This is a genomic window from Streptomyces sp. NPDC058650, assembly GCF_042717315.1.
Lineage (GTDB): Bacteria > Actinomycetota > Actinomycetes > Streptomycetales > Streptomycetaceae > Streptomyces.
Genome location: NZ_JBHXRL010000011.1, coordinates 195,199 through 219,824 on the forward strand (window position 1 = coordinate 195,199; position 24,626 = coordinate 219,824).

Annotated in this window: 12 protein-coding genes; 5 read left to right on the forward strand and 7 right to left on the reverse strand. The window is 70.2% G+C overall.

The features are described 5' to 3' along the window. Positions 1 to 2: 2 nt before the first annotated feature. The 3 genes from ccrA to ACFWWU_RS21480 form a co-directional block, all read right to left on the reverse strand. Positions 3 to 1,340, reverse strand: a complete 1,338-nt coding sequence (gene ccrA, locus ACFWWU_RS21470; protein WP_125742214.1) for a crotonyl-CoA carboxylase/reductase — start codon at positions 1,338 to 1,340, stop codon at positions 3 to 5. Positions 1,341 to 1,758: 418 nt separating this feature from the next. Further along, positions 1,759 to 2,577: a TetR family transcriptional regulator gene (locus tag ACFWWU_RS21475; RefSeq protein WP_384147411.1), complete on the reverse strand. Its 819-nt coding sequence runs from the start codon at positions 2,575 to 2,577 to the stop codon at positions 1,759 to 1,761. A gap of 115 nt (positions 2,578 to 2,692) precedes the next feature. Continuing rightward, the gene (locus ACFWWU_RS21480; protein ID WP_384147412.1) at positions 2,693 to 4,474 is read right to left on the reverse strand and encodes a 3-hydroxyacyl-CoA dehydrogenase family protein; all 1,782 of its coding nucleotides are present in this window, start codon (positions 4,472 to 4,474) and stop codon (positions 2,693 to 2,695) included. A 309-nt stretch (positions 4,475 to 4,783) separates the two neighbouring features. Here ACFWWU_RS21480 and ACFWWU_RS21485 point away from each other — a divergent pair, with 309 nt between their 5' ends. Next, positions 4,784 to 5,386, forward strand: a complete 603-nt coding sequence (locus ACFWWU_RS21485) for a HEAT repeat domain-containing protein (protein ID WP_384147413.1) — start codon at positions 4,784 to 4,786, stop codon at positions 5,384 to 5,386. A gap of 43 nt (positions 5,387 to 5,429) precedes the next feature. On the opposite strand, the gene ACFWWU_RS21490 is transcribed toward ACFWWU_RS21485, so the two are convergent. From ACFWWU_RS21490 to ACFWWU_RS21500, 3 genes are all read right to left on the reverse strand, one after another. Further along, positions 5,430 to 5,873, reverse strand: coding sequence for a RidA family protein (locus ACFWWU_RS21490; RefSeq protein ID WP_384147414.1), 444 nt, complete (start codon positions 5,871 to 5,873; stop codon positions 5,430 to 5,432). A 93-nt stretch (positions 5,874 to 5,966) separates the two neighbouring features. Continuing rightward, positions 5,967 to 7,616 (reverse strand): alpha/beta hydrolase, encoded by a 1,650-nt coding sequence (locus tag ACFWWU_RS21495; protein WP_384147415.1) that lies wholly within the window; start codon positions 7,614 to 7,616, stop codon positions 5,967 to 5,969. 127 nt (positions 7,617 to 7,743) lie between these two features. Continuing rightward, entirely contained in the window at positions 7,744 to 8,775 is a 1,032-nt protein-coding gene (locus ACFWWU_RS21500; protein ID WP_384147416.1) for an Rv2578c family radical SAM protein, read from the reverse strand. A 158-nt stretch (positions 8,776 to 8,933) separates the two neighbouring features. Here ACFWWU_RS21500 and ACFWWU_RS21505 point away from each other — a divergent pair, with 158 nt between their 5' ends. Beyond that, positions 8,934 to 9,377: an SRPBCC family protein gene (locus ACFWWU_RS21505; protein ID WP_317600663.1), complete on the forward strand. Its 444-nt coding sequence runs from the start codon at positions 8,934 to 8,936 to the stop codon at positions 9,375 to 9,377. 264 nt (positions 9,378 to 9,641) lie between these two features. Beyond that, complete coding sequence (locus ACFWWU_RS21510; protein ID WP_384147480.1) at positions 9,642 to 12,134, forward strand: MFS transporter; 2,493 nt, start codon at positions 9,642 to 9,644, stop codon at positions 12,132 to 12,134. An 86-nt stretch (positions 12,135 to 12,220) separates the two neighbouring features. On the opposite strand, the gene ACFWWU_RS21515 is transcribed toward ACFWWU_RS21510, so the two are convergent. Next, positions 12,221 to 15,400, reverse strand: coding sequence for a hypothetical protein (locus tag ACFWWU_RS21515; protein WP_384147417.1), 3,180 nt, complete (start codon positions 15,398 to 15,400; stop codon positions 12,221 to 12,223). Positions 15,401 to 16,000: 600 nt separating this feature from the next. On the opposite strand from ACFWWU_RS21515, the gene ACFWWU_RS21520 reads away from it, so the two are divergent. Both ACFWWU_RS21520 and ACFWWU_RS21525 read left to right on the forward strand, forming a co-directional pair. Next, the gene (locus tag ACFWWU_RS21520; protein ID WP_384147418.1) at positions 16,001 to 24,007 is read left to right on the forward strand and encodes a ricin-type beta-trefoil lectin domain protein; all 8,007 of its coding nucleotides are present in this window, start codon (positions 16,001 to 16,003) and stop codon (positions 24,005 to 24,007) included. Continuing rightward, positions 24,004 to 24,579, forward strand: a complete 576-nt coding sequence (locus tag ACFWWU_RS21525) for a hypothetical protein (RefSeq protein ID WP_384147419.1) — start codon at positions 24,004 to 24,006, stop codon at positions 24,577 to 24,579. The genes ACFWWU_RS21520 and ACFWWU_RS21525 overlap by 4 nt, the downstream gene beginning before the upstream one ends. Positions 24,580 to 24,626 lie beyond the last annotated feature (47 nt).

Genomic DNA, 24,626 nt, shown 5'->3' on the forward strand with positions numbered 1-24,626 from the left:
GCTCAGATGTTGCGGAAACGGTTGATGGCGTCGATGTGCTTCTCGCGCAGCTCGGGGTTGCTGACGCCCAGGCCCTCCTGCGGCGCGAGCGCGAGGACGCCGACCTTGCCCTGGTGCAGGTTGCGGTGGACGTCGTAGGCGGCCTGGCCGGTCTCCTCCAGGGAGTAGACCTTCGACAGGGTCGGGTGGATCTTGCCCTTGGCGATCAGGCGGTTCGCCTCCCACGCCTCGCGGTAGTTCGCGAAGTGCGAGCCGATGATCCGCTTCAGCGACATCCACAGGTAGCGGTTGTCGTACTCGTGCATGTAGCCCGAGGTGGAGGCGCAGGTGGTGATGGTGCCGCCCTTGCGGGTGACGTAGACGCTCGCGCCGAAGGTCTCGCGGCCGGGGTGCTCGAAGACGATGTCGATGTCCTCGCCACCGGTGAGCTCGCGGATGCGCTTGCCGAAGCGCTTCCACTCCTTCGGGTCCTGGGTGTGCTCGTCCTTCCAGAACTTGTAGCCCTCGGCATTGCGGTCGATGACCGCCTCGGCGCCCATCGCGCGGCAGATGTCGGCCTTCTCCGGGGAGGAGACGACACAGATCGGGTTGGCGCCGCCGGCCAGGGCGAACTGCGTGGCGTACGAGCCGAGTCCGCCGCTCGCGCCCCAGATGAGGACGTTGTCGCCCTGCTTCATGCCGGCGCCGTTGCGGGAGACCAGCTGGCGGTAGGCGGTGGAGTTCACGAGGCCGGGGGAGGCCGCCTCCTCCCAGCTGAGGTGGCCGGGCTTCGGCATCAGCTGGTTCGACTTGACGAGGGCGATCTCCGCCAGGCCGCCGAAGTTGGTCTCGAAGCCCCAGATGCGCTGCTCGGGGTCGAGCATCGTGTCGTTGTGGCCGTCGGAGGACTCCAGCTCGACCGAGAGGCAGTGGGCGACGACCTCGTCGCCGGGCTTCCACGAGTTCACGCCGGGGCCGGTGCGCAGCACGACGCCCGCGAGGTCGGAGCCGATGACGTGGTACGGCAGGTCGTGGCGCTTGCTGAGCTCGCTGAGCCGGCCGTAGCGCTCCAGGAAGCCGAAGGTCGACACCGGCTCGAAGATCGAGGTCCAGACCGAGTTGTAGTTGACCGAGCTGGCCATGACGGCGACCAGGGCCTCGCCCGGGCCGAGCTCGGGCAGCGGCACGTCGTCGAGGTGCAGCGACTTGCGCGGGTCCTTGTCGCGGCTGGCGAGCCCGGCGAACATCTCGGCCTCGTCCTTGTGGACGGTGATGCCCCGGTACGACTCGGGGAGCGAGATGTTCGCGAAGTCGGCGGACGTCGAGTCCGGCGACTGGATCGCGTCCAGGATTTCCTTCACGGTTGCCTCCGGCGATGAGCGTCCGGGGTGGACGCCTGAGGGTTGCGGCGGGGAGTGCTGTTTGCTGTGGAGGTGTGCCGTCGGTTCGGCTCGGGTGGTGCGGTGGCGCGGCGCTGGTGGCGCGTGGGTGCCTGTGACGCAGGCGTCCGGGCGCACGAGCCGTCGGCTTGTGGGGACAGCCGGCGAACGAGGTGTTCTCTGCTCGCCGGCCGCCCGGACAACATCAACGTATGGCACGCCGTGTCACCGCACAAGGCACTGCGTGCCAACAATTTCACTCAGATGCAATCTGCCCCTCACAGATGAGCGATGATCGATCGAAATCCCCCCTGAACTGGGACGATACGAAGACGGCCGCCCCCGGAAACCGGGGGCGGCCGTCGTGGTGGAGCGGTCTTGAGGGGTCCTCAAGGGCTCCTCAGGGGGTTTTGAGCGCCTGCTGGATCGTGCGCATGACCTCGTCGAGAGGGGCGTCCGTGCGGGCCACGGCTATCACCACGTCACCGGTGGTGGAGGCCCTGACGGCCGGCGCCTGCTCGGCCTGCGGGGACGGGGCCGGGCGGCCCGCGCCTATGCCGGTGCCGAAGGTGTCCCGGACGATCGCGAAGGCGTGGTCGAGCTGCGCCTCCACGTCGCCCTGGCCGCCCGCCCGCAGCCAGCGGCGCAGCACGTGGTTGTGCGCGGTGACGACCGCCGAGGCGGCCACCTCCGCGAGCAGCGGGTCGTCGTTGCCGTCGTGGTGGTCGCGCTCGTCGAAGTGGCCGAGGAGATAGCGGGTGAACAGCCGCTCGTAGCGGGCCACCGAGGCGATCTCGCGCTCCCGCAGGGTCGGCACCTCGCGGGTCAGCCGGTAGCGCTCCACGGAGACCGCGGGGGAGCCCGCGTACATCTTCATGACCTCCTTGATGCCCCGGCACACGGTGTCGAGCGGGTGCTCGTGCGGCGGGGCGGCGTTCAGCACCGCCTCCGCCCGCACCAGCGTGTCGTCGTGGTCCGGGAAGATCGCCTCTTCCTTGGAGCGGAAGTGGCGGAAGAAGGTCCGCCGGGCGACCCCGGCCGTGGCCGCGATCTCGTCGACGGTCGTCGCCTCGTACCCCTTGGTGGCGAAGAGCTCCATCGCCGCCGTCGCCAGCTCCCGGCGCATCTTGAGCCGCTGGGCGGCGGCACGCGTGCCGGCCGCGCTCTCCGGAGCGTCGGACGTGGACGTGGCACGGGGTGTCTTCGCGGCCTTGGGCATGGTCCGAACGTACTGCATCGGAGTGGGAGTGTGCCCAGGTGGGGGCGGGGAGCCCCCCGGGACACCGGAGGTGCCCGGGGAGCTCAGCAGGCCGCCCCAGCCCGCGGTGGGCGGCTCAGCGGCGGGCATATTCGCGGAAGCCGCGTCCCGTCTTGCGGCCGAGGCAGCCGGCCGCCACCAGGTGCTCCAGGAGCGGGGCCGGGGCGAGGCCCGGGTCGCGGAACTCGCGGTGCAGCACCTGCTCGATCGCGAGCGAGACGTCCAGACCGACCACGTCGAGCAGCTCGAACGGGCCCATCGGGTAGCCGCCGCCCAGCTTCATCGCGGCGTCGATGTCGTCGAGGGTCGCGTAGTGCTCCTCGACCATCTTGATCGCGTTGTTCAGGTACGGGAAGAGCAGCGCGTTCACGATGAAGCCGGCGCGGTCGCCGCAGTCCACCGGGTGCTTGCGGATCTTCGTGGTGACCTCGCGGACGGTGGCGTGGACGTCGTCGGCCGTCAGGACCGTACGGACGATCTCGACCAGCTTCATCGCGGGCGCCGGGTTGAAGAAGTGCATCCCGATGACGTCCTGCGGGCGCGAGGTGGCGCGGGCGCAGGCCACGACCGGCAGCGAGGAGGTCGTGGTGGCGAGCACCGCGCCCGGCTTGCAGATCTTGTCGAGCCGCGCGAACAGCTCCTGCTTGATCCCCAGGTCCTCGGCGACCGCCTCGACGGCCAGGTCGACGTCGGCGAAGGCGTCGAGCGTGCCGGCCGCGGTGATCAGGGCCAGTGTCGTGTCACGGGCCTCGCCGGTCATCCGGCCCTTGTCGACGGAGCGGGCCAGGGACTTGGCGATCCGGGCCTTGGCCGTGTCCGCCTTCTCCTGGGAGCGGGCGGCGAGGACGACCTCGTATCCGGCCTTGGCGAAGACCTCGGCGATGCCCGAGGCCATGGTGCCGGAGCCGGCGACGCCGACCGAGCGGACCTCGCGGCCGGCGCCGGCGTCGGCGGAGGTCAGCGGGGTGAGCGCGTCCCGCACGACCTCGCCGGAGCCCGGCGCCTCGTACGTGTAGAAGCCGCGCCCCGCCTTGCGGCCGGTCAGGCCCGCCTCGCTGAGCTGCTTGAGGATCGGGGCGGGCGCGTGCAGCCGGTCGTGCGAGGACGTGTACATGGCCTCCAGGACCGTACGGGCCGTGTCGACGCCGATCAGGTCGAGCAGCGCCAGCGGCCCCATCGGCAGGCCGCAGCCCAGCTTCATGGCCGCGTCGATGTCCTCGCGGGAGGCGTACTTGGCCTCGTACATGGCGGCGGCCTGGTTCAGGTAGCCGAAGAGGAGCCCGTCCGCGATGAAACCGGCCCGGTCGCCGACCGCCACCGGCTCCTTGCCGAGGTCCTGCGCGAGCCGGGTGACGGCGTCGACGGCCCGCGGGTCGGTCAGCACCGAGGAGACCACCTCGACCAGCTTCATCGCCTGCACGGGGGCGAAGAAGTGCAGGCCCAGCACCCGCTCGGGGTGGGCCGAGTCGGCGGCGAGCCGGGTGACGGAGAGCGCGTTGGTGCCGGTGGCCAGGATCGCGTCCGGCCGGACGATCCCGTCGAGCGCCCGGAACACCTCCTGCTTCGCCTCGTACGACTCGGGCACGACCTCGATCACGAGGTCGGCCTCGGCGGCCGCCTGGAGGTCGGAGAAGGTACGGAAGCGGGCCAGGACGTCCTGCCGCTCCTCCTCGGTGATCCGCTCGCGGGCCACGGCGCGGGCGGTGGAGGCCTCCAGGGCGGTGACGGCCCGGGCGGCGGCGGTGTCGTCGATGTCGATGCCGATGACCTCGCGGCCGGCCCGGGCGAGGACGTCGGCGATGCCGGTGCCCATGGTGCCGAGACCGACGACGGCGATGGTGGAGAGAGGGGTGTCCATCAGGGGACTCCAGGGAGGAAGAGTGACGACTGAGGGCAGTGCGCGCGCGAGAGGGAAAGGGCGCGGGAAAGAACGAGGGCGATGCCCTGGAAGGAAGGGCGAGGCCCTGGAGAAAAGGGCGACGGACTCTGTCCCGGAGTCACATCGAAACTGCCGAACCGACGAAACGCTCACGATGGCTGCGTCACCAGGCCAAAGTGAGGAGTGCGGGTGGTGACCCGCTCACCTGAGACTAACCGGCCGGTAACGAGCGCGCCAGTCCCGGCAAGTTGAGAAAGTGTGATCTGGATCGCGGATAGGCTCGGATTCATGGAAAGCGCCGAGGATCCGGAATTCTGCTCGATGATCGATCGATTGCGGGACGAGATCGAGAATGACACCGGAGAAGTCCCGGCGGCATTCGGAGAACTCGCCGGAACCGACGATCCGGAGGAACTCCACCAGGTCCTCACCGCACCCGGGCAGCCGCTCTGGGCCCGTGAGATCGCCGCCTTCAAGCTCGGACTCGCGGGCGACCCGCGCGCCTTCGAGGCGCTCGTCCTCCTCCTCAACCACCGCGACGCCGAGCGCTGCGTCACCGCCGCCCACGCCCTGGTCCGGCTAGGCGACCCGCGGACCGCCCGCGCGGCCGCCGCCCTCGCCACCAACGAACTCCGGGTCGCCTACGCCCTCCTGCCGGTCCGGCTGCTCGCCGAACTCCGCGCCCCCGAGTCCGTACCGGCCCTGATCACCGTCCTGCGGCGGCGCCTTCCGGCCGACGACCCCCACTGGCGGGTCGGCCTCGCCTGCGTCGAAGGCCTCGGCACCCTCGGTGACCCCCGGGCCCGCCCCGCCCTGGAGGCCGCGCTTCCCCACCCCCGGCTCGGCCGCGCGGCCGAGGACTCACTGACGCGGCTCGGTCCGCACGGCTGAAAGACACGGGCGTCAACGCAGCGACGCCCGAGGAACACGGGCGTCAACGCAGCAGACGGAGCTCCGCCACGGACTCGCCGGTCTCCTTCTCGGGCACGAGGGCGAAGGCCTCGATCTCCACGAGGAGTTCCGGCCGGACCAGCGCCGACACCTGCATCGCCGAGCTCGCCGGGAGCGGCGCCCCCGCGAAGTACGCGTCCCGGGCGTCCCGCACCGCGGGGAGGTGGGCCACGTCCGTGACGAAGTACGTCAGCTTCACCACGTCACCGAAACCCGCGCCGGCGGCGGCGAGGCAGCGCTCCAGATTGGCGAAGACCTGGTGGGCCTGGGCCACCGCGTCGCCCTCCCCGACCACCGCGCCGGAAGCGTCCAGCGCGCACTGCCCGGATATCGCGACGAACCGGCCCGTCCCCCAGACGACGTGGCTGTACTGCGGACTGGGCGCGAGGCCGTCGGGTGCGGGGACGTGGGTCAGGTGGCTCGTCATGTCCCACATCCTCGCGCACGCCACTGACAGTGCCCGCGTCCCTGGGGGCGCGGGCACTGTCGGTGGGGGCCGTGCCGGTCGGCGCGACCGTCGTCAGCGGACGTGGCCGAGGAGTCCGTGGAGCGTGATGCCGGTCGCCTCCGCCCGCAGGGAGCCGACGCGCTTTCCCGTGGGATCGGGGGCCTGGGCCGTTCCCTTCCCGGCCTTCTTCCCGGCCGGGGTTGGCGGCTCGGGCACCGGCTCGGGGAGCGCCTCGCAGACCGCGTCGACCTCGGCCCCGTCCTCGGCGCGCGGCACCTTGCCGGTGGCGAGGTAGGCGGCCAGGTGGTCGTCCAGGCAGTCGTTGCCGCCGAGGGTCACGCCGTGGTTCCCGCCGCCCTCCTCGACGACGAGGCTGGAGCCGCGCAGCAGCCGGTGCAGGGCCATCCCGCCCTCGTACGGGGTCGCCGCGTCCTCCGTCGCCTGGAGGATGAGGGTCGGCGGCAGCTGGTCGTTGGTGACGTCCGGCGGGGTCAGGGCCGGCACGGTCCAGAAGGCGCAGGGAGCGTTGTACCAGGCGTTGTTCCAGGTCGAGAAGGGCGCCTTCGCGTGGACGTCCCAGCTGTCCTTTCGCCAGACGTTCCAGTCGCGGGGCCAGGCCGCGTCCCGGCACTGCACGCTCGTGTAGACCGAGTAGCCGTTGTCGGCGGAGGCGTCGGCCTCCCCGTACTTCTCGTACGCCTCCGTCAGGGGCGCCGCGTCGCCGTCGTTGACGTAGGACGAGAACGCGCTCGCGAGGCGGGGCCAGTAGCCGTTGTAGTACCCGCCGGGCAGGAAGGTGTCCTCCAGTTCGCCCGGTCCGACCTTCCCGCCGGCCGGGGCCTCGCGCAGCGCGTCGCGCATCCGGTACCAGGCGGCCTCGACCGCCGCCGGGTCGGTCCCCAGCTTGTACACCGCGTCCTGCCGGGCCACCCAGGCCATGAAGTCCTTGTGGCGGGTGTCGAAGGCGTAGTCCTGCGCGATGTTGTCCTCGTACCAGACCCCGTGCGGGTTCACGACGGAGTCGAGTGCCATGCGCCGCACCCGGTCCGGGTACAGCCGCGCGTAGACCGCTCCCAGGTAGGTGCCGTACGAGTAACCGAGGTAGTTGACCTTCGGCGCGCCGAGCGCGTCGCGGATCGCGTCGAGGTCCCGGGCGGTGCTCACGGTGTCGATGTACGGAAGCACGTCGGCGTACTTGTCGCCGCAGGCCTCGGCGAAGGCCCGGGCCCGCTCGACCGCCACCCTCTCGGCGTCGGCGCCGCGCGGCACCGAGTCGGGGCGGACCGGCGCGAAATGGCCCGGCCGGCAGTCGAGCGCGGGCTCGCTCCTGCCGACCCCGCGCGGGTCGAAGCCGATCACGTCGTACTCGGCGGCCACCTTCGGGGGCAGCGAGGCCGCCACGTACCCGGCCATCGTGCGCCCGCTGCCCCCGGGCCCGCCCGGGTTCACGAGCAGCGGCCCCTGGAAGGTCTTGGCGGTGTGCGGGACCCGGGTGAGGGCGAGCGTGATGCTCCGCCCGGCCGGGTCGTCGTGATCGAGCGGCACCTTCAGGGTGGCGCACTGGAGCTTCGGGTACGCCTGGGTGGCGCAGCCGGTCCAGGCGAGCCTGGGGAACGGCCGGGGGGTCGGTTCACCGGCGCCTGCGGGGGTGGCGGGCAGGACGGTGACCGTCCCGGCGACCAGCGCTCCCGCGGCGATCAGCATTCCTGCGCGTGGGGTCATAGGGCGTCCGTGCCCCGAACGGTCAGTGGAGGGACCTGTTTCGCCGAGAGTTGACCCGAACAGAGGACGATCCGACGGCGTGTCAGGTGAACCGGTCCGATGATCGGTCCGTTGATCGGTCCGTTGATCAGAGCAGCGTGAGCTGCTCGGGGGCGGCCGCGAGGGCGGGCTCCTCCGGGACCGGGATCCGGCGCGGCGCGCCCCGGTCGGCTGGGCCGATGCCGAACTCGGCGGCCAGTTCGTGGACCTGACGGGTGATCCGGCGCTGGTACCAGGTCGGCGCGTAGGCCCCGTCCGCGTACATCCGCTCGTACCGCCGCACCAGCTCCGGGTGGTGCTGCCGCAGCCACCGCATGAACCACTCGCGGGCGCCCGGCCGCAGGTGCAGCACGAGCGGGGTGACCGAACTCGCCCCGGCCTCGGCGATCGCGCGGACCGTCGCGCGCAGCTGCTCGGGCCGGTCGCCGAGGAAGGGGACGACCGGGGCCATCAGGACGCCGCAGTCGATGCCGTGCTCGCCGAGGGTGCGGACCACGTCGAGGCGGCGCTCGGGGGAGGGGGTACCGGGTTCGATCGTCCGCCACAGCTCCTGGTCGATGAAGCCGACGGAGACGGAGATGCCGACCTCGGTGACCCGGGCGGCCTGGGTGAGGAGCTCCAGGTCGCGCAGGATCAGGGTGCCCTTGGTGAGGATCGAGAAGGGGTTGGCCCGGTCGCGCAGGGCGGTGAGGATGCCCGGCATCAGGCGGTAGCGGCCCTCCGCGCGCTGGTAGCAGTCGACGTTGGTGCCCATGGCGACGTGGGCGCCCTGCCAGCGCGCGGAGGCGAGCTGGCGGGCCAGGACCTCCGGGGCGTTGATCTTGACGACGATCTGGGAGTCGAAGCCGAGCCCGGTGTCGAGGTCCAGATAGCTGTGGGTCTTGCGGGCGAAGCAGTACACGCACGCGTGCGTGCAGCCCCGGTACGGGTTGACCGTCCACTCGAACGGCATCCGCGAGGCGCCGGGGACCCGGTTGAGGATCGAGCGGGCCCGCACCTCGTGGAAGGTGATGCCCCGGAACTCCGGAGTGTCGAACGTCCGCGTGGTCACCGCGTCCGTACCGAACAGGCCGATATCGGCGGGCGCGGTCGGTCTGTCGCCCAGATTGTCCCAGCGCACGGACGCCTCCTCGGTTGCTCTGCCTCGCCTCTGACTCCACCCTGCGCCCAGAATAGAACACCTGTTCCCTTGATCACCGCAACCCGGATTTCGCGCCCCGGAGCCCGCGTGGTTCGCTTGGCCCACACCCCCGAGGAACCACAAGCTGGAGGAAGTCAATGGCGCAGGTCGAGGCCACGACGGAACGGATCATCGCCGCGGACGCGGAGACGGTGTTCGACGCGCTGGCGGACTACAGCGGCACGCGCGCGAAGGTGCTCCCCGAGCACTTCAGCGAATACGAGGTGCGCGAGGGCGGCGACGGTGAGGGCACCCTCGTCCACTGGAAGCTCCAGGCCACCAGCAAGCGCGTTCGCGACTGCCTCCTGGAGGTCACCGAGCCCACCGACGGCCAGCTCGTCGAGAAGGACCGCAACTCGTCCATGGTCACCACCTGGACCGTGACCCCCGCCGGCGAGGGCAAGTCGCGCGCCGTCGTCACCTCCGTCTGGAACGGCGCCGGCGGCGTCGGCGGCTTCTTCGAGAGGACCTTCGCGCCCAAGGGCCTGGCCCGGATCTACGACGCCCTGCTCGTCAAGCTGGCCGACGAGGTCGAGAAGTAACGCCCCGAGCGTTCACCGATTCGAGTGGTTCGCCCGCACCCCCGTACCGGAGCCCCCGCGCACCGAGGGGGCGCGGGCGTCCTCGTAAACGCGCTGATGAGCGACCCAAGTGCGCCGTGCCGCAGGGTCGTTCGGCCCACGGGGCGCCCCTGACCGCCACCGGCCTCCCGTACCGCCCGACTTGCTCCCGCTTCGCGCCCAATGCGAAGAATGGCGCGGCGCAGACGCCGTGTCGAGGGGAGCAGGTACGTGGGTGCGATCGCGATGGTGAAGTCCGCGGACGGCGTGGCGGACACGGAGGGTGCCCCGGGCGCCGCTGCCACCGTCGGCACGGAGCAGCTCGACGGGGGCGGCCCGCCCCCGGGCCTCGCGCCGCCGCCCGACCCCGGACCGGCCCCCCTCGACGCCCGCCGCGTCCGGCTCGTCTTCTGCGGCCTCATGCTCGCGCTGCTCCTCGCCGCGCTCGAGCAGATGATCGTGGCCACCGCCCTGCCGAAGATCGTCGGCGAGCTCCAGGGCCTGGACCGGATGTCCTGGGCCATCACCGCCTACCTGCTGACCTCCACCATCGGCCTCCCGATCTACGGGAAGCTCGGCGACCTCCTCGGCCGCAAGAGCGTCTTCCTCTTCGCCATCGTCGTCTTCGTCATCGGCTCCGGCCTGGCCGGCTGGTCCCGGAGCATGGACGAGCTGATCGCCTTCCGAGCGCTCCAGGGCGCGGGCGCCGGCGGCCTGATGATCGGCGTCCAGGCGATCATCGCCGACATCGTCCCCGCCCGGGAACGCGGCCGGTACATGGGCCTGATCGGCGCCGCCTTCGGCCTCGCCTCCGTCGCCGGACCCCTGCTCGGCGGCTTCTTCACCGACCACGTCTCCTGGCGCTGGTGCTTCTACTTCAACGTGCCCTTCGGGCTCGTCACCCTCGCCGTCGTCGCCGTCGTCCTCAAACTCCCCAAGCCCACGGCGCGCGGGCGCTTCGACGTCCTCGGCGCGCTGCTCCTCGCCGCCGCCTCCACCTGCCTGGTCCTGCTGACCAGTTGGGGCGGAACCGAGTACGCCTGGGACTCCCGGGTCGTCCTCGCCCTCGCCTGCGGCGCCGCCGGAACGACCCTGCTCTTCCTGGTCGTCGAGCACGTCGCGCCCGAACCCCTCATCCCGCTCCGGCTCTTCCGCGACTCCGTCTTCACCGTCACCGCCCTCGTCGGGGCCGTCGTCGGCATCGCGCTCTTCGGCGCCGCCAGTTACCTCCCCAGCTTCCTGCAGATGGTCGAGGGGGCCACCGCCACCGAGTCCGGCCTCCTGATGCTCCCGCTCATGGGCGGGATCGTCATCGCGTCCGTCGTCTCCGGCCAACTCATCAGCCGCACGGGCCACTACAAGGTCTACCCGGTGCTCGGCGGGGCCGTCTCCGTCCTCGGCATGTGGTTGCTCTCCCGCATGGACACCGAGACCCCACGCCTCCAGCACAGCCTCTGGCAGGCCGTCCTCGGCACCGGCATCGGACTCGTCATGCCGGTCCTCGTGCTCGCCGTGCAGAACTCCGTACGCCCCGCCGACCTCGGCACCGCCACCAGCGCCCACAACTACTTCCGCCAGATCGGCGGCAGCGTCGGCGCGGCGATCTTCGGCACCCTCTTCGCCTCCCGGCTCGACGACGCCCTCGGCGACCGGCTCGCGCGGGTGACCGCCCAGGGCGGCTCCGCGGCGTCCCCGCCGCCGGCCGAGTCGATCACCCCGCAGTCGGTGCACACCCTGCCGCCCGCCCTGCGCGACGCCTACATCCAGGCGTACGCGGACGCGATGCCCCGCATCTTCCTCTACCTCGTGCCGGTCCTCGTGCTCGGTCTCGTCCTCGCCTTCTTCCTCAAGGAGAAACCGCTGGTGTCCCACCACACCCCGCTCACCGAGGCCACCGAGGCCACCGACTTCCGCGGCACCCAGGCGGTCCCGCACGCCCGCCACGCCGCCCCCGCCTCTTCGCACGAGGGGCCCGCCCACTCCGGCGTCCCGGTCTGCGGCACCGTCCAGCACCACGACGGCAGCCGCGTGCCCCGGGCCGCCCTCACCCTCATCGACGTCCAGGGCCGCCAGGTCGGGCGCGGCGCGAGCGGCGAGGACGGGCGGTACGCGCTGAGCGTGCCCGACCGGGGCGCCTACGTCCTCATCGCGGCGGCCGGCGGACACCAGCCGCAGGCGGTCTCCGTCACCGTGGGCGACCGGCCCGTGGAGCTCGACGTCGTCCTCGGCGGCGCGGGGCGGCTCGCGGGCAGCGTCGTCACCGCCGACGGGACGCCCGTACGGGACGCGGCCGTCACCCTCACCGACGTACGCGGCGAGGTCGTCGCCTCGACCCGCAGCGGACGCGAGGGCGGGTACGTCATCACCGAACTGGTCGCGGGCGAGTACACGCTCGCCGCCAGCGCCCCCGCGTTCCGGCCCGCCGCGCTCCCGGTGAGCGTCCAGTCCTCCCGCGAGACCCGCCAGGACATCGAGCTGGCCGGCGGGGCGGTGCTGCGCGGCACGGTGCGGGCCGGTGGCGGGCGCCCCGTCGAGGACGCCCGCGTCACCCTCCTCGACGCCGCGGGCAACGTCATGGACACCCTCACCACCGGGGCCGACGGCACCTTCCGCTTCGTGGACCTGTCCTCCGGCGAGTACACGGTCATCGCGGCCGGGTACCCGCCCGTCGCCACCGTCCTCCAGATGGCGGGCGGGGGCCGCACCGAGCGCGACCTCCAGCTCGGCCACCAGGACTGACGGCTCGTTCCCGCGAACGGCCCGAGCCCCGGTCGCCTGCTGCGAGGCAGGCGGCCGGGGCTCGGGATCAGCGGGCGGGGGCGGGGTCAGCCCAAGGCGCGGATGGCCCGCCAGTCGACGCCCAGGACGGTCCTGACCGGCGGGTTGGTGTTGGTGGTGGACGGGTAGTACAGCTTCATGTTGCCGGTGTCACCGAAGCGGGCCCAGATGTCGGGCACGCCGTCGTTGTTGACATCGGGGATGCCGATCGCGGTCGTGACGTTGACCTCGGTCCAGGTCGTGCCGAACGCGACGTCACCATTGAGCGAGTTGACCGCTACCTTGATCGACTCCAGGTCGACGCCGCCGCCCGTACCGGGCTTGCCGTGGCGGACGTACATGTTGCCGTTGTCCAGGTTGCGCCACAGCAGGTCGGGCGTGCTGTCCTTGTTCATGTCCGCGATGTTGACGATGTCCCGTCGGGCCCATGCGGTGCCCTCCATCAGCGTCGCGGTCTGGAAGGTGGCGCCGGTGTAGCCGGACAGCACCCAGAACGCCGGCCCGGCCCGCAGGGTCAGATCGGGCAGCTTGTCGCCGGTGATGTCGCCGATCGCCTTCAGCTGCGTCCAGGTGGACGGCGCGGGGGCGTTGGCCGGCAGGCGGATCTCGATCCGCTCGTCGACGTTGAAGCTGCCGTAGCCGTCACCCGGGTAGAGCCAGAACTTCTTGTCCGGGGTGACCGCGAACATGTCGGTCGAACCGTCGCCCGGGTACGTGTCGTTGTAGTGCGCGATCAGTGAGGCGGTGCCCGCCGCGTCGATCCAGTGGTTCGCCGGGTCGACCTGCTTGTCCTTGGTCACGTACGACGCGGCGAGGCAGCTGTACAGCTCACCGCCGGTACCGGGGACCGCCGGGTCGGCGGGGGCACCCACGCAGTTCTTCAGCTTGCCGTCCGGGTAGAGCACCAGCAGGTCGGCGATGTCGTCGCCACCGGTGTCCATCGGACCGTCGGCCCGGTCGCGCGGCGGCAGGTAGAAGGAGTAGTCGCCCTTGATGCTCTGATTGCCGCTGACGTCGTAGGCGTAGACGTTCAGGGAGGTCGGACCCGCGTGCCTGGGCTGGACGTTGGTGAGGGTGATCTTGCCGTTCACGGGCGCCGGCGTCTCGATGAGCGCCTCGCCCTCGAAGGCGTACTTGAACTTGGTCGCGCCGGCAGCGCTGAAGGTGAAGTCACCGGGGGTGCCGTACTTGACCTTCGCCCAGGTCTTGCCGTCGGGCGTGGCCTCGGTGAACACGGTGCTGGTGATGTCCGGCTGCGGCGGCGCGGTCGGGTCCACGGTGATCCGGCACGACTCCGTGCCGTTCGGGAAGAACGAGGAGACCGCACCGGCCGCGTCCTCGGCGCGCACGTCCCAGGAGAAGAGGGTGTTGCCCGTGAGGCCCGTCAGCAGCGCGTGGTCGGACTGGATGACCATCTGGCCGTAGCCGGTGGAGTCCGCGGTGGCGACGTACTCGGTCTTGGTGGTCGCGCCGGCCTTCCAGATACGGAACCGCAGCTTGGGAATGGTCTTGTCCGGGTCGTAGCCCTTGGCCTTCAGGGTGATGGTCGTCCGGCCGATGGTGACGCTGTTGGTCGGTCCGGGCACACACGCGCCGCCCGGGGAAGACGTGCCGTTGGTCGGCTCGGACGGGGCAGTGTTGAAGTCGCCCTCCACCACGGCGGAGGTCGCGAGGAACTTGCGCCAGGTCTGGGTGTCGCCCTCGCTGGTGGCACGCATGCCGAAGGTGAGGGTCTCGGCGCCGGCGTCCGCGCTCTTCTGGACTCCGGCCAGCACGTTGAACGCCTCGTACGCGTCCGGGCAGCCGGTCGAGGACCAGCCGTGGGCGAAGGACTGCCAGTCCAGCTTCGTCGACCAGCTCGGCTGCGCGTTCCACGTCGTACCGGACGAGATGGACCCGGTCTGCCAGAACTGGAACTCCCGCGCGGTGCAGGACCAGGAGTGGTTGTTCTTGACCTTGAAGGTGGCCCGCGTGAACTTCGCGCCCTTGTAGCCGGTCGAGAACTTCATCCGCCAGAAGGAGCGGCCGAGACCACCGGTGTCGCTCTCGTAGCCGACACGGGCGTCGGAGGTGCCGGAGGAGAAGTTCGTACCGTTCCAGAAGCTGGAGCTCGGGTACTTCTTGTACGCGGTCGTCCAGGCCGCCCAGCCGCTGTTGAGCGGCGGGTCGATGAAGACCGGGTACTTCGTGTCCTGGTGGGCGAGGAGGCCGGTCCGGCCCAGGCCCAGGTTCAGGGTGGCCGTACCGGTGTCGTCGCCGTCGAGCGCGATCGGGAGCTGCGCGGAGCGCGCGCCCGGCTCGATGCCCGTCAGGCCCGACAGCTTCAGCACGTCGGCGGGGCCGGCGACCGAGGTGCGCTGGGGCGTGCCCGGCTTGAGCTCGGGGTCCCGGCCGCTGGAGTCCCAGGCGAAGGGGGTCGGGATGGTGCCGACCTCCGCGCCCGACTTGTCCAGGACCTGGATCCGGTTGGCCTTCGCGTCCTGCCGGAAGACAGCGGTCTTGGACCGCAGGCCGTACGAGACGGTCGCGAGGTCCTTGTTCTGTGCGGCCTCGCGGTTCTTGACGATCAGGAGCTGGCCGAAGCCGCCCTCCTCACGCACCACCAGGAGCAGGTCGACGCCGGGAAGCACCTCGGGGTAGAGGGCGCGCGGGCCGTCGAGCACCGGCTTCGGCAGGGCGCCGGGCCAGGTGTAGGCGATGGTGTGGCCGCCGAGGTCGACCTCGGCGAGGACGGACGCGTCGCCCGCGCCCTCGGCGAGCGGCAGCCGGGCGTACGAACGGTCGGCGCGGTCCTCGCCGGAGGTGCCCCCGGAGAAGCGGACCGGCACGGCCGGGTTGGCCGGACGGACGGTCAGAGCGCCGGCGTTCTCCGTCCGGTGCAGGGTGTTGTCGATGGGCGCCCACTTGCCCCGGGCGTTCTTCGCACGCTGGGGCAGCGCGTGGATCTGGGTGCGCATCTGCCCGTTCGGCAGCGCCCAGATCAGCTCGGTGGCGGTGGTCGCCGTGTCGACGAGCACCTTCTTGCCGGTGCGCTTGGCCTCGGCCGACGCGGCGGCCCCGTCCTTCGGCCCCGTCGACGCCTGCTTGGCATCCGTGCGGGGGGAGTTGGGGGCGCTGGGGGAGCTGGTGGTCGTAGGCGTGCCCGGCTGCCACCAGGGCAGGAGCACGGCGGTGAGTGCGGCCAGTACGAGGCCGAGAGTGAGTGTCAGCCGTGTGCGCGTGCGCACGAACGGGCTGAGAAGACGAGGCGGCGCGGGCACGGCGGTCTACTCCCGTGGGACCAGAGGGATTTTCGGACAGCGCAGACGGCCCCGACGGACCGTCCGCGGGGCACAAGGCGCGCACACGATCACACGTTCGGTACGTGACGTCCATTTCTGAAGACTTTATGAAGATGTTACAGATTCTGTGGAACGAGCTCGACAGAGTGTCATTCGGTTCTGGTTCGAACCGTTCTGATGGTGCTTTAGGTCGTAAATGCTCCTGTCATCCGATCTGTCCGGAAGATCGACAGTGTGAGCTTCTGTTTGCGACTGCACCGTGGTGAATCTCACTGTCGGGGCATCTCGGCCACTTGGCCGATCTTGTAAATGGAGCGCACATGACACAGAGTGCGCACGCACGCGCCTGATCCAGGCGCGTGCTCTTTGGTGTTTCCGCACCTCCTCCGTTGTCTTGTTCGTTTGGGTGGGAGTCGACGCGTGATGCGTGCTTCAGAACCACTGTCATGGGTGGGGCGGAATCGCCTAGCCATGACAGAGTCACAACGACGGCGCCGTCGGCGAAGCCGCACGGCGACCGTCCTTCTTTTGTCATCGGTATTGACGGTGACGAGTCTGGGCTCGCAGGCCCTGGCCGTTCCCGGCGACGGGATGAGCCGTGAGCAGACGACCTCCCAGGTCGATCTGCCGGACATCCCCGAGAGCACCGCGCTCGCCGACGACGCCAGTGCCGACAAGGCGCTGAGCCTCGGGGACGAGCAGCAGCTCGACCCCTACGTGCCGAAGAACGTCGCCCCGTGGGCGGAGGACGCCGGCAAGGCGCCGCTGACGGCGCAGACCCAGCCGGGCACCACGGTCCCGGTGGTGAACGAGACCACGTCGGTCGGTCTGCCGGTCGCGGTCGGCGTGCCGGTCGGTCAGGACCCGACGAAGGTCGACGGTGACTGGCGGGTCGCGGTCAAGTCGACCACCACGTCGGAGGACACCGGCGTCCCGGGCATGATCCTTGAGGTCATTCCGCCGGCGGACGCCGATCCGGCCGCGCAGGTCACGCTCGAGGTCGACACCACCGGCTTCGCCGACCGCTACGGCCCCCAGGCCGCCGAGCGCTTCGGCCTGGTCCTGCTGCCGAACTGCGTCATCGACTCCCCGGACTCCGGTGACTGCGCCCCGGACACCGGCACGGAGACCATGTCCGGCACGTCCGAGGTCGCCGACGACATCGAGCGGCTGCGTTCCACGGTCAAGGAGGTGCCGGCCGCCAAGGCCCCCACCAAGGTCAAGCTCAAGACGAGCGCGCCCACCCGCAAGATCCTGTCCGGATCGGTGCCGGTCGCGAACCTGCTCGAGGACGGCGTAGCCCGCTCGTCCGTCTCCGGCGCCTCGGCCCGGCAGGTCGCCCTCCCGGCCGTCGACACCTCCGGCCGCCAGGTCGTCGGTGCGATGGACACCGGCGCCTCGGCGACCGGCGACTTCACCGCCTCGCCGCTGCTGTCCGCCGGCTCCTGGGCCGCGGGCTCGTCGAACGGTGCCTTCACCTACGGATACCAGGTGCAGGTCCCGGAGGCCGCCGGCGGTCTGACGCCGAAGGTCAGCCTGGGCTACTCGTCGCAGACGGTCGACGGCCGTACCTCGGCGTCGAACAACCAGGCCTCCTGGATCGGTGACGGCTGGGACTACAACCCGGGCTCCATCAGCCGGACGTACGTCAACTGCCGCCAGGACTCCAAGAAGGCCGGGTCGAACAACTCGACCCACAAGACCGCCGACCAGTGCTGGGGCTCGGAGAACGCCACCCTGTCGCTGGGCGGCATGACCACCGAGCTGGTGTGGGACGAAGCCAAGCAGAAGTGGTTCAGCGCCAACGGTGACGGCTCGAAGATCGAGCGGTTCAAGGACACGTCCAAGGACCCGCGTTCGGGCATGAAGGACGCCGATGGCGAGTACTGGGTCGTCACCACCAAGGACGGCACGAAGTACCACTTCGGTCTGAACAAGCTCCCGGGCTGGTCGGACAACGGCGCCGCCGCCGACGACCCGTACACCGACTCCGTGCTCGCGGTGCCGGTCTACGGCAACCACGCGGGCGAGCCCTGCTACAAGGGCGCGACGACCGCCGACTGGAAGGCCTCCGCCTGCAACCAGGCCTGGCAGTGGAACCTCGACTACGTCGAGGACGTCCACGGCAACGCCATGTCGCTGTGGTGGGAGCGCGAGAAGAACTACTACGCGAAGAACTTCTACTTCAAGGGCCCGGTCGAGTACCACCGGGGCGGCTACCTGAAGCACATCGACTACGGCCAGCGCAAGGACACCGTCTTCAGCGCCGAGGCCCCGGGCCGCGTGCGCTTCACCGTCGCCGAGCGCTGCTTCACCGAGGGCACGCTGACCTGTAGCGAGGACAACTTCAAGTCGAGCGACCCGGGCAAGTACCGCATCTGGTACGACACCCCCGCCGACCTGCGGTGCCAGGCGGTCACCTCGACGGACAAGAAGAAGTGCTGGAACGCCGGCCCGACCTTCTGGTCCACCAAGCGCCTGGACAAGATCACCACCTCGGCCCAGCGCCGCACCGACACCACCGCGCGCCAGGACGTCGACCAGTACCAGCTCAAGCAGAACTTCCCCGTCCTCAAGACCGGCCCGAACACGGCCCTGTGGCTGGAGTCCATCCAGCGCACCGGCTACGCCCGCAAGGGCTCGTTGGACGCCTCGGTCACGCTCAACCCGATCCGGTTCGAGTCCAACGAGGAGGAGATGCCGAACCGCGTCCTCCTGCGGAAGACGTCCGGGGAGGAGAAGGGGGCGCCGATCGACCCGCGCCCGGGCTTCGCCAGGCTGCGCATCGGTCGCGTCATCAACGAGTACGGCGGCGAGACCGTCGTCACCTACAAGGTGCCGACCTGGGGTGACGCGGCGGACGGCTGCGCCAGCAGGACGGGCCTGCCCGGCAAGACGGACACCGCCGCGCTGAAGGCCAACACGCGTCTGTGCTACCCGATGTTCTGGCACCCGGACGCCGAGGTCGAGGACATCGACTGGTTCCACAAGTACGTGGTCGACTCCATCGAGGAGCTGCCGAACGTCGACGGCTCGTACTCCACGCGGACGTCGTACGACTACAAGAACGCCGGCTGGAAGCTCGCCGAGGCGGAGTTCAGCAAGAAGTCCACGCGCACGTACTCGCAGTTCGCGGGCTTCGAGCAGACGGCCGTCGTCACGGGCGAGCGGAAGGTCGCAGCCGACAACGGCGAGGGTTCCACTCCCGGCGAGGACACGCCGGGCACAGAGGGACCGAAGACCAAGGCGGTCACCCGCTTCTACCGGGGCATGGGCGACACCGTCCCGATGAAGAGCATCACGGGCGCCACGCTCACCCACAACGGTGCGACGGTCTACGACCGTGAGCCCTTCGCCGGCCGAATAGCCGAGGAGTTCAGCTACTCCGACGCGGCCGACGCCGACACCGACTGGCTCACCCGCAGCCTCACCGTCCCCGAGGCCACCGAGCTCGCCAGCCGCACCCGCGGCGACGGCCTCGACCCGCTGAAGGCGTGGCGCGTCACCGAGCCCGAGGAGATCGCGTACACGAAGTCGTCGGGCACGGGTGACGACACCCGCACCCTGCGGAGCGTCCGCACCAAGACGACGTTCGAATCCACCTACGGTCTGCCCACGCAGGTGGAGTCGTTCGGCGACACCGACCCCACCAAGACCGGTGACGACTCCTGCACCAAGTTGGAGTACCTGCACAACACGACCAAGAACATCATCGGTCTGACCAAGCAGGTCCTCGTCTCGCCCACGGCGTGCGCTGACGCCAACTGGGCCGATCTGAAGACGCTGACCGCCGGTTCACGGACCGCGTACGACAACACGGCGTACGGCACGGCACCCGCCGACACCACCCGCGGTCTGGCCACCGAGACGTGGTCCCTGAAGGCGGACGGCACCGGCTTCCAGACCGGCGGCACCGTCGTCTTCGACGCCATGGGCCGCGTCACCAAGCAGATCGACCCGGACAACAAGGAGTCCTCGATCACCTTCGACCCGCCGACGGGTCAGGTGTTCAAGATCACCCAGACGAACCCTCTGGGCCACACCCAGGTCCAGGAGGTGGAGCCGGGCCGCGGGGTCTCGCTGAAGACGACCGATGCCAACGGCCACGTCAGTGAGGCGTCGTTCGACCCGCTGGGCCGTCTCGCCGAGGCCTGGGCCCCCGGCCGGACACCTGCCGCGGGCAAGATTCCGGACTTCAAGGCCGACTACGTGATCCCGGTGGAGGAGCCGGACCCGAACGACCCGAACGGCGGCACGCTCCGCAAGCCCCCCTACGTCACGACCTACAGCCGTGGCTACGAGGACCGGGTGGAGAAGTCCGTCACGATCTACGACGGTCTCGGCCGCGAGCGCCAGTCGCAGGAAGAGGCGGACGGCGGTGGCCGTCTGATCACCGACACGCTGTACAACAGCGCCGGTGAGGTCTACCAGACCAACAACGCCTACCTCAACGAGGACACCCCGAACGGCGAGCTGTTCACGCCGCGCGCCGACACCACGGTCCCGAACATCACCCGGTACAAGTACGACGGCCTTGGCCGCGTGCTCGAGGAGATGCCGGTCCTCAAGGTGAAGGCCTCCGAGACCACCGAGGCCATCTCGAAGGAGGTGCCCGAGAAGGCCACCCGCTACGAGTACGGACCCGACTGGTCGAAGGTGATCCACCCGCAGGGCGCCTCGGCCTACACGGTCTACACCGACGCCCTCGGCCGCACCGTCCGCACGGACACCACCAACCCGGCGGCGCCCGGCGGCTACACGTCGACGCGCTACACGTACGACAGCCGGGGTCAGCTGACCAAGGCGACGCCCTCGGCCGACCCGACCCACCCGTGGTCGTGGACGTTCGACGGGCGGGGACGGCTGGAGACCGCGACCGACCCGGACACGGGCACCACGCGGATGACGTACGACGATCGTGACCGTCCGCTGACCACGACCGACGCGCGTGGCGTGACGGTCTGGAACGGATACGACGAGCTGTCCCGGCCCAAGGAGCAGCGCCTCGGCAGCTCCACGGGCACGCTGCTCGCCGGCTTCTCGTACGACACCGTCGCCGGCGGCAAGGGCATGCCCGCCTCCGCCACCCGGTACACCGACGGCCTGGCGTACACGCAGAAGGTCAACGGCTACACGACGGACTACCAGCCGACGTCGACGACGCTGTCGCTTCCCTCGTCGCTGGCCGCCACGTGGGGCATCCCCGCGGACTACCAGTACGACTACAAGTTCTCCGACAACGGCATGCTGGAGGAGGCGCACCTTCCCAAGGCCGGCAAGTTCGACCCGGAGAAGCTGGTCATCCGTTACAACAAGGACGGCAACCCGCTCTCGATCTCCGGCAAGGACTGGTACGGCTCGGAGACGGTCTACTCGCCCTACGGCCAGGTCATGCGCTCGACCATGGGCGCGGTGCCGTACCGGGTGTGGGCCCAGAACTCGTACGACGAGTCCACCGGTGAGCTCCAGAACCAGATGGTCTACCGGGAGCAGACCGTTGGTGCCGGTCCGGTCGAGGGCACCCTGGTCTCGAAGCGCGAGTACGCCTACGACCCCGCAGGCAACGTCACGGGCATCCGTGAGCACGCCACCGGGATCGAGGAGCGGCAGTGCTTCACGTACGACCCGCTGGGTCAGCTGAAGACCGCCTGGACCTCGAAGGACCAGGAGAACTGCACCGCCCCGAAGAACACCGACGGCACGCTCAACGTCGCCCCGGGCAAGGACACCTCCGGCTACTGGCAGGAGTACGAGTACGACCTCCTCGGCAACCGCACCAAGCTGGTCGAGAAGGACCTGACCGGCGCCACGGCCAAGGACGCGACCACCACGTACCAGTACGGTGTGGGCGCGGCCAAGAGCCAGCCGCACACGCTCACCAAGGCCTCGAAGACCTACACCACCCCCGCGGGTGCGCAGGTCAAGGCCGAGGCCGAGCGCCTGTACGAGCTCACGGGTCAGACGAAGTCCGTCACCTCGCTCGACAACGGTGACAAGCAGACGCTGACCTGGACGCCGGACGGCAAGGTCGACCGGATCACCGGCGCGGGCACCGGCGGCAAGACCCCTTACGTGGGCCTGGCCGACAAGTGCTTCGACCTCAAGAGCGGCATCCCGGCCGCGGCACAGGCGGTCCAGCTGTACAGCTGCAACGCCTCCTCGGCGCAGAGCTGGAAGTTCACGCCCACCCCGAGCACGCCGGCGACTCCGCAGACCGACCCCAACCGGGGCGCGCTGTCGGTGCAGGACGACTGGTGCGTCCAGCCGGCCGCCAACACCGTCGGGTCCGCGGTACAGGTCCAGAAGTGCGCCGCCACCGCCGCGGCGGCTACAGCGCAGGAGCTGAAGCGCAACGCCGCCGGTCAGCTGACGCACATCGCGTCCAACCTGTGCCTGGCGGTGCAGGGTGCCAACTCGGCCAGCGGCACGGCGATCGTCCTGGCCACGTGCGACGGAGCCTCCGCCGCACAGCTGTGGGCGCCGCAGAACGACACCCGTCACATCTACGGCCCCGGTGGCGAACGCCTGCTCACCATCAAGGGCAAGACGGCCACCCTGAACCTGGGTGACACGGAGGTCACCGTCCAGCAGGGCGGCGTCCTGGTCAACTCGCAGCGCACCTACACCACCCCCAGTGGCTCGGTCATGCGCTACGCCTACGGCACGGGTGCGGACCGGCTGGTCGCTCTGACCACGGATCACCAGGGTTCCACCTACGCCGAGGTCGCGTTGGCCGCCTCGATGGACGTGCGGATCCGCAAGCAGGACGCGTTCGGCAACCAGCGCGGTGCCGGCACGGTCGGCGCCAACATGCAGGCGCACACCGGGTTCCTCAACAAGACCCGGGACGACTCCTCCGGCTACACGCTGCTGGGCGCCCGTCTCTACGACCCGGTGGTCGGACGATTCCTGTCCGCCGACCCGCAGATGGACCTGAACGACCCACTGCAGGCCAACGGGTACGTCTACGCGCACAACAACCCGGTCACCCACGCGGACCCGACCGGTGAGGCGATCACCCTGACCGCTTCGGAGAAGGCGGCGGCCCTCGCGGGCGCGGGCCTGTCCGCGGCGCAGGTCGCGCAGGCGCAGGCCACCATGGGCAAGTCCCTCACCTCGGTGATCCTCGCCGCCGCATGGAGCGTCCTGAGCGACTTCATCGGACTCAGTGACGCCATGGCCTGCTTCGGCGGTGACATGTGGTCCTGCGGCAGCCTGATCATCGGGGCGATCCCGTGGACCAAGCTGGGCAAGATCCCGTCCGTCCTGAGGGCGGTCGACCGCACGATCAACGCCATCCAGGCGTTCAAGAAGGCGAAGGCGGCGGCGGAAGCCGTCCTCAAGGCCGCGAAGGCGGCCGAGGCGGCGGCTCTGAGAGCCAAGAAGGCCGCCATCGAGAAGGCGAAGAAGGAGGCCGCGCAACGGGCCAAGAAGAAGGCGGCCGAGGCCGCGAAACGGAAGGCCGAAGCGGCGGCGGCCGCCAAGAAGAAGACCGGTAACCCGGCCCAGAAGAGCTCCCAGGCCAAGGCCGCTCCCAAGTCCTCCTCACAGGCGGGCGGAGGCAAGGGCGGCAAGTCCGGCGCGTCCAAGCCGGGCGGAAGCTCCGGCGGTTCCTCCCGCAGCAAGGGCGGATCCAGCGGCGGCGGCTCCGGCAAGTCCGGCTGCAACAGCTTCGCGCCCGGCACGAAGGTGCTGATGGCCGACGGCTCCACCAAGCCGATCGAGCAGGTCAAGGCTGGCGACAAGGTCATCGCGACCGACCCCGTGTCCGGTGAGAGCCGGGTCGAGACGGTCACCGCGGAGATCAAGGGCCAGGGCCTCAAGCACCTCGTCACGATCACCGTCGACATCGACGGCAAGACCGGGACGAAGACGGCCCAGGTCACCGCGACCGAAGGCCACCCGTTCTGGGTGCCCCAGCTCCGCGCCTGGCTCAAGGCCACCGACCTGACGTCGGGCCAGTGGCTGCAGACCAGCGCCGGCACCCGCGTCCAGATCACCGCGATCGAGCGCAGGACCGCCCAGGCGGCCACGGTTCACAACCTGACGGTCTCCGACCTCCACACGTACTACGTGATGGCGGCGGGCACCTCGCTCCTCAACCACAACGAAAGCTGCCCGACGGGTGGCGAGGAAGTCGACCCGTACTCGCCGGAGCTCACCGAGAAGCGCCAGAAGGAGAACGCGCAGAACTGGTCGGAGATCCCGCGTGACGTTCACGAGACCGTGAACCGGGTGGAGAGCGGTCAGCTGCCGCAGCGGGTCAACAACAACGGTGCCGACTGGTACGACGCCCGCAGGGTGCGAAACGGTGTGACCACCTACAACACCAGCAACCCGTGGTACGACGCGACGGTGTACACCGTCTTCAACAGGCAGGGTCAGGACACTCTGCACCGCGTTCTCGTCCGCTCCGACGGCGTCGTCGGGTACGTGCTGGGCCACAATTACAATACGGTCCACGAATACGGATATGCCGGACGCCTGCCAGGCAGGTGGAACCAGCCAGGGTCCGACTGGTACCAGAGTCATGGAGGTGGATCTCCCCGATGAAGCCTTCAGCCGCAGCAGTCGACGCTCTGGCCGCAGCGGGTCTGCTGCTCGTTGACGGGTGGACCGAGCCCGAGGGGCTCATCCCGACCATCGTCACCGGCCTGGCCACGAGCTGCCCGCCTTCGGACGGACGCGTCGAAGCCATGCTGGACGTCCTCGAGCCGCAGCTGCACGAGAGGGCGAACGCCGACTGGTACCGGCTGGCGGTCGAAGGAGGGCTCTTCTCCGAGACCGACCGCAGGTTCCTGCTCGCGATGGACACGGAGGAGAACGACAGCTCGGGGTGGTTCTGCGTCGAGCTGCAGAGCGAATGGGACATCATGGGCGCGGGAGCCGCCGGGCTACTCGGCAGCGCTCCCTGCCGTCCCGAGTTCCGCATGCTCTCGCTCGACGGGAACGTGCTGCTCTTCGCGACGACGTGGGAACACGAGATCAGCACCTCGGTACTGACGGCGCCGCATCGTTCGAAGGTCCTCCGTCGGTGGGCCGAGGATCTGGCGTCCGGATCGATGGACTATCCGGATGAGCCCCCGCTGAGCCCGGCGGCACGCCGCTGGCTCGACACTCACTAGGAGTGTGGCCGGGCCGGGTCATCCCGGCCCGGCCGCCCTCGAAGCAG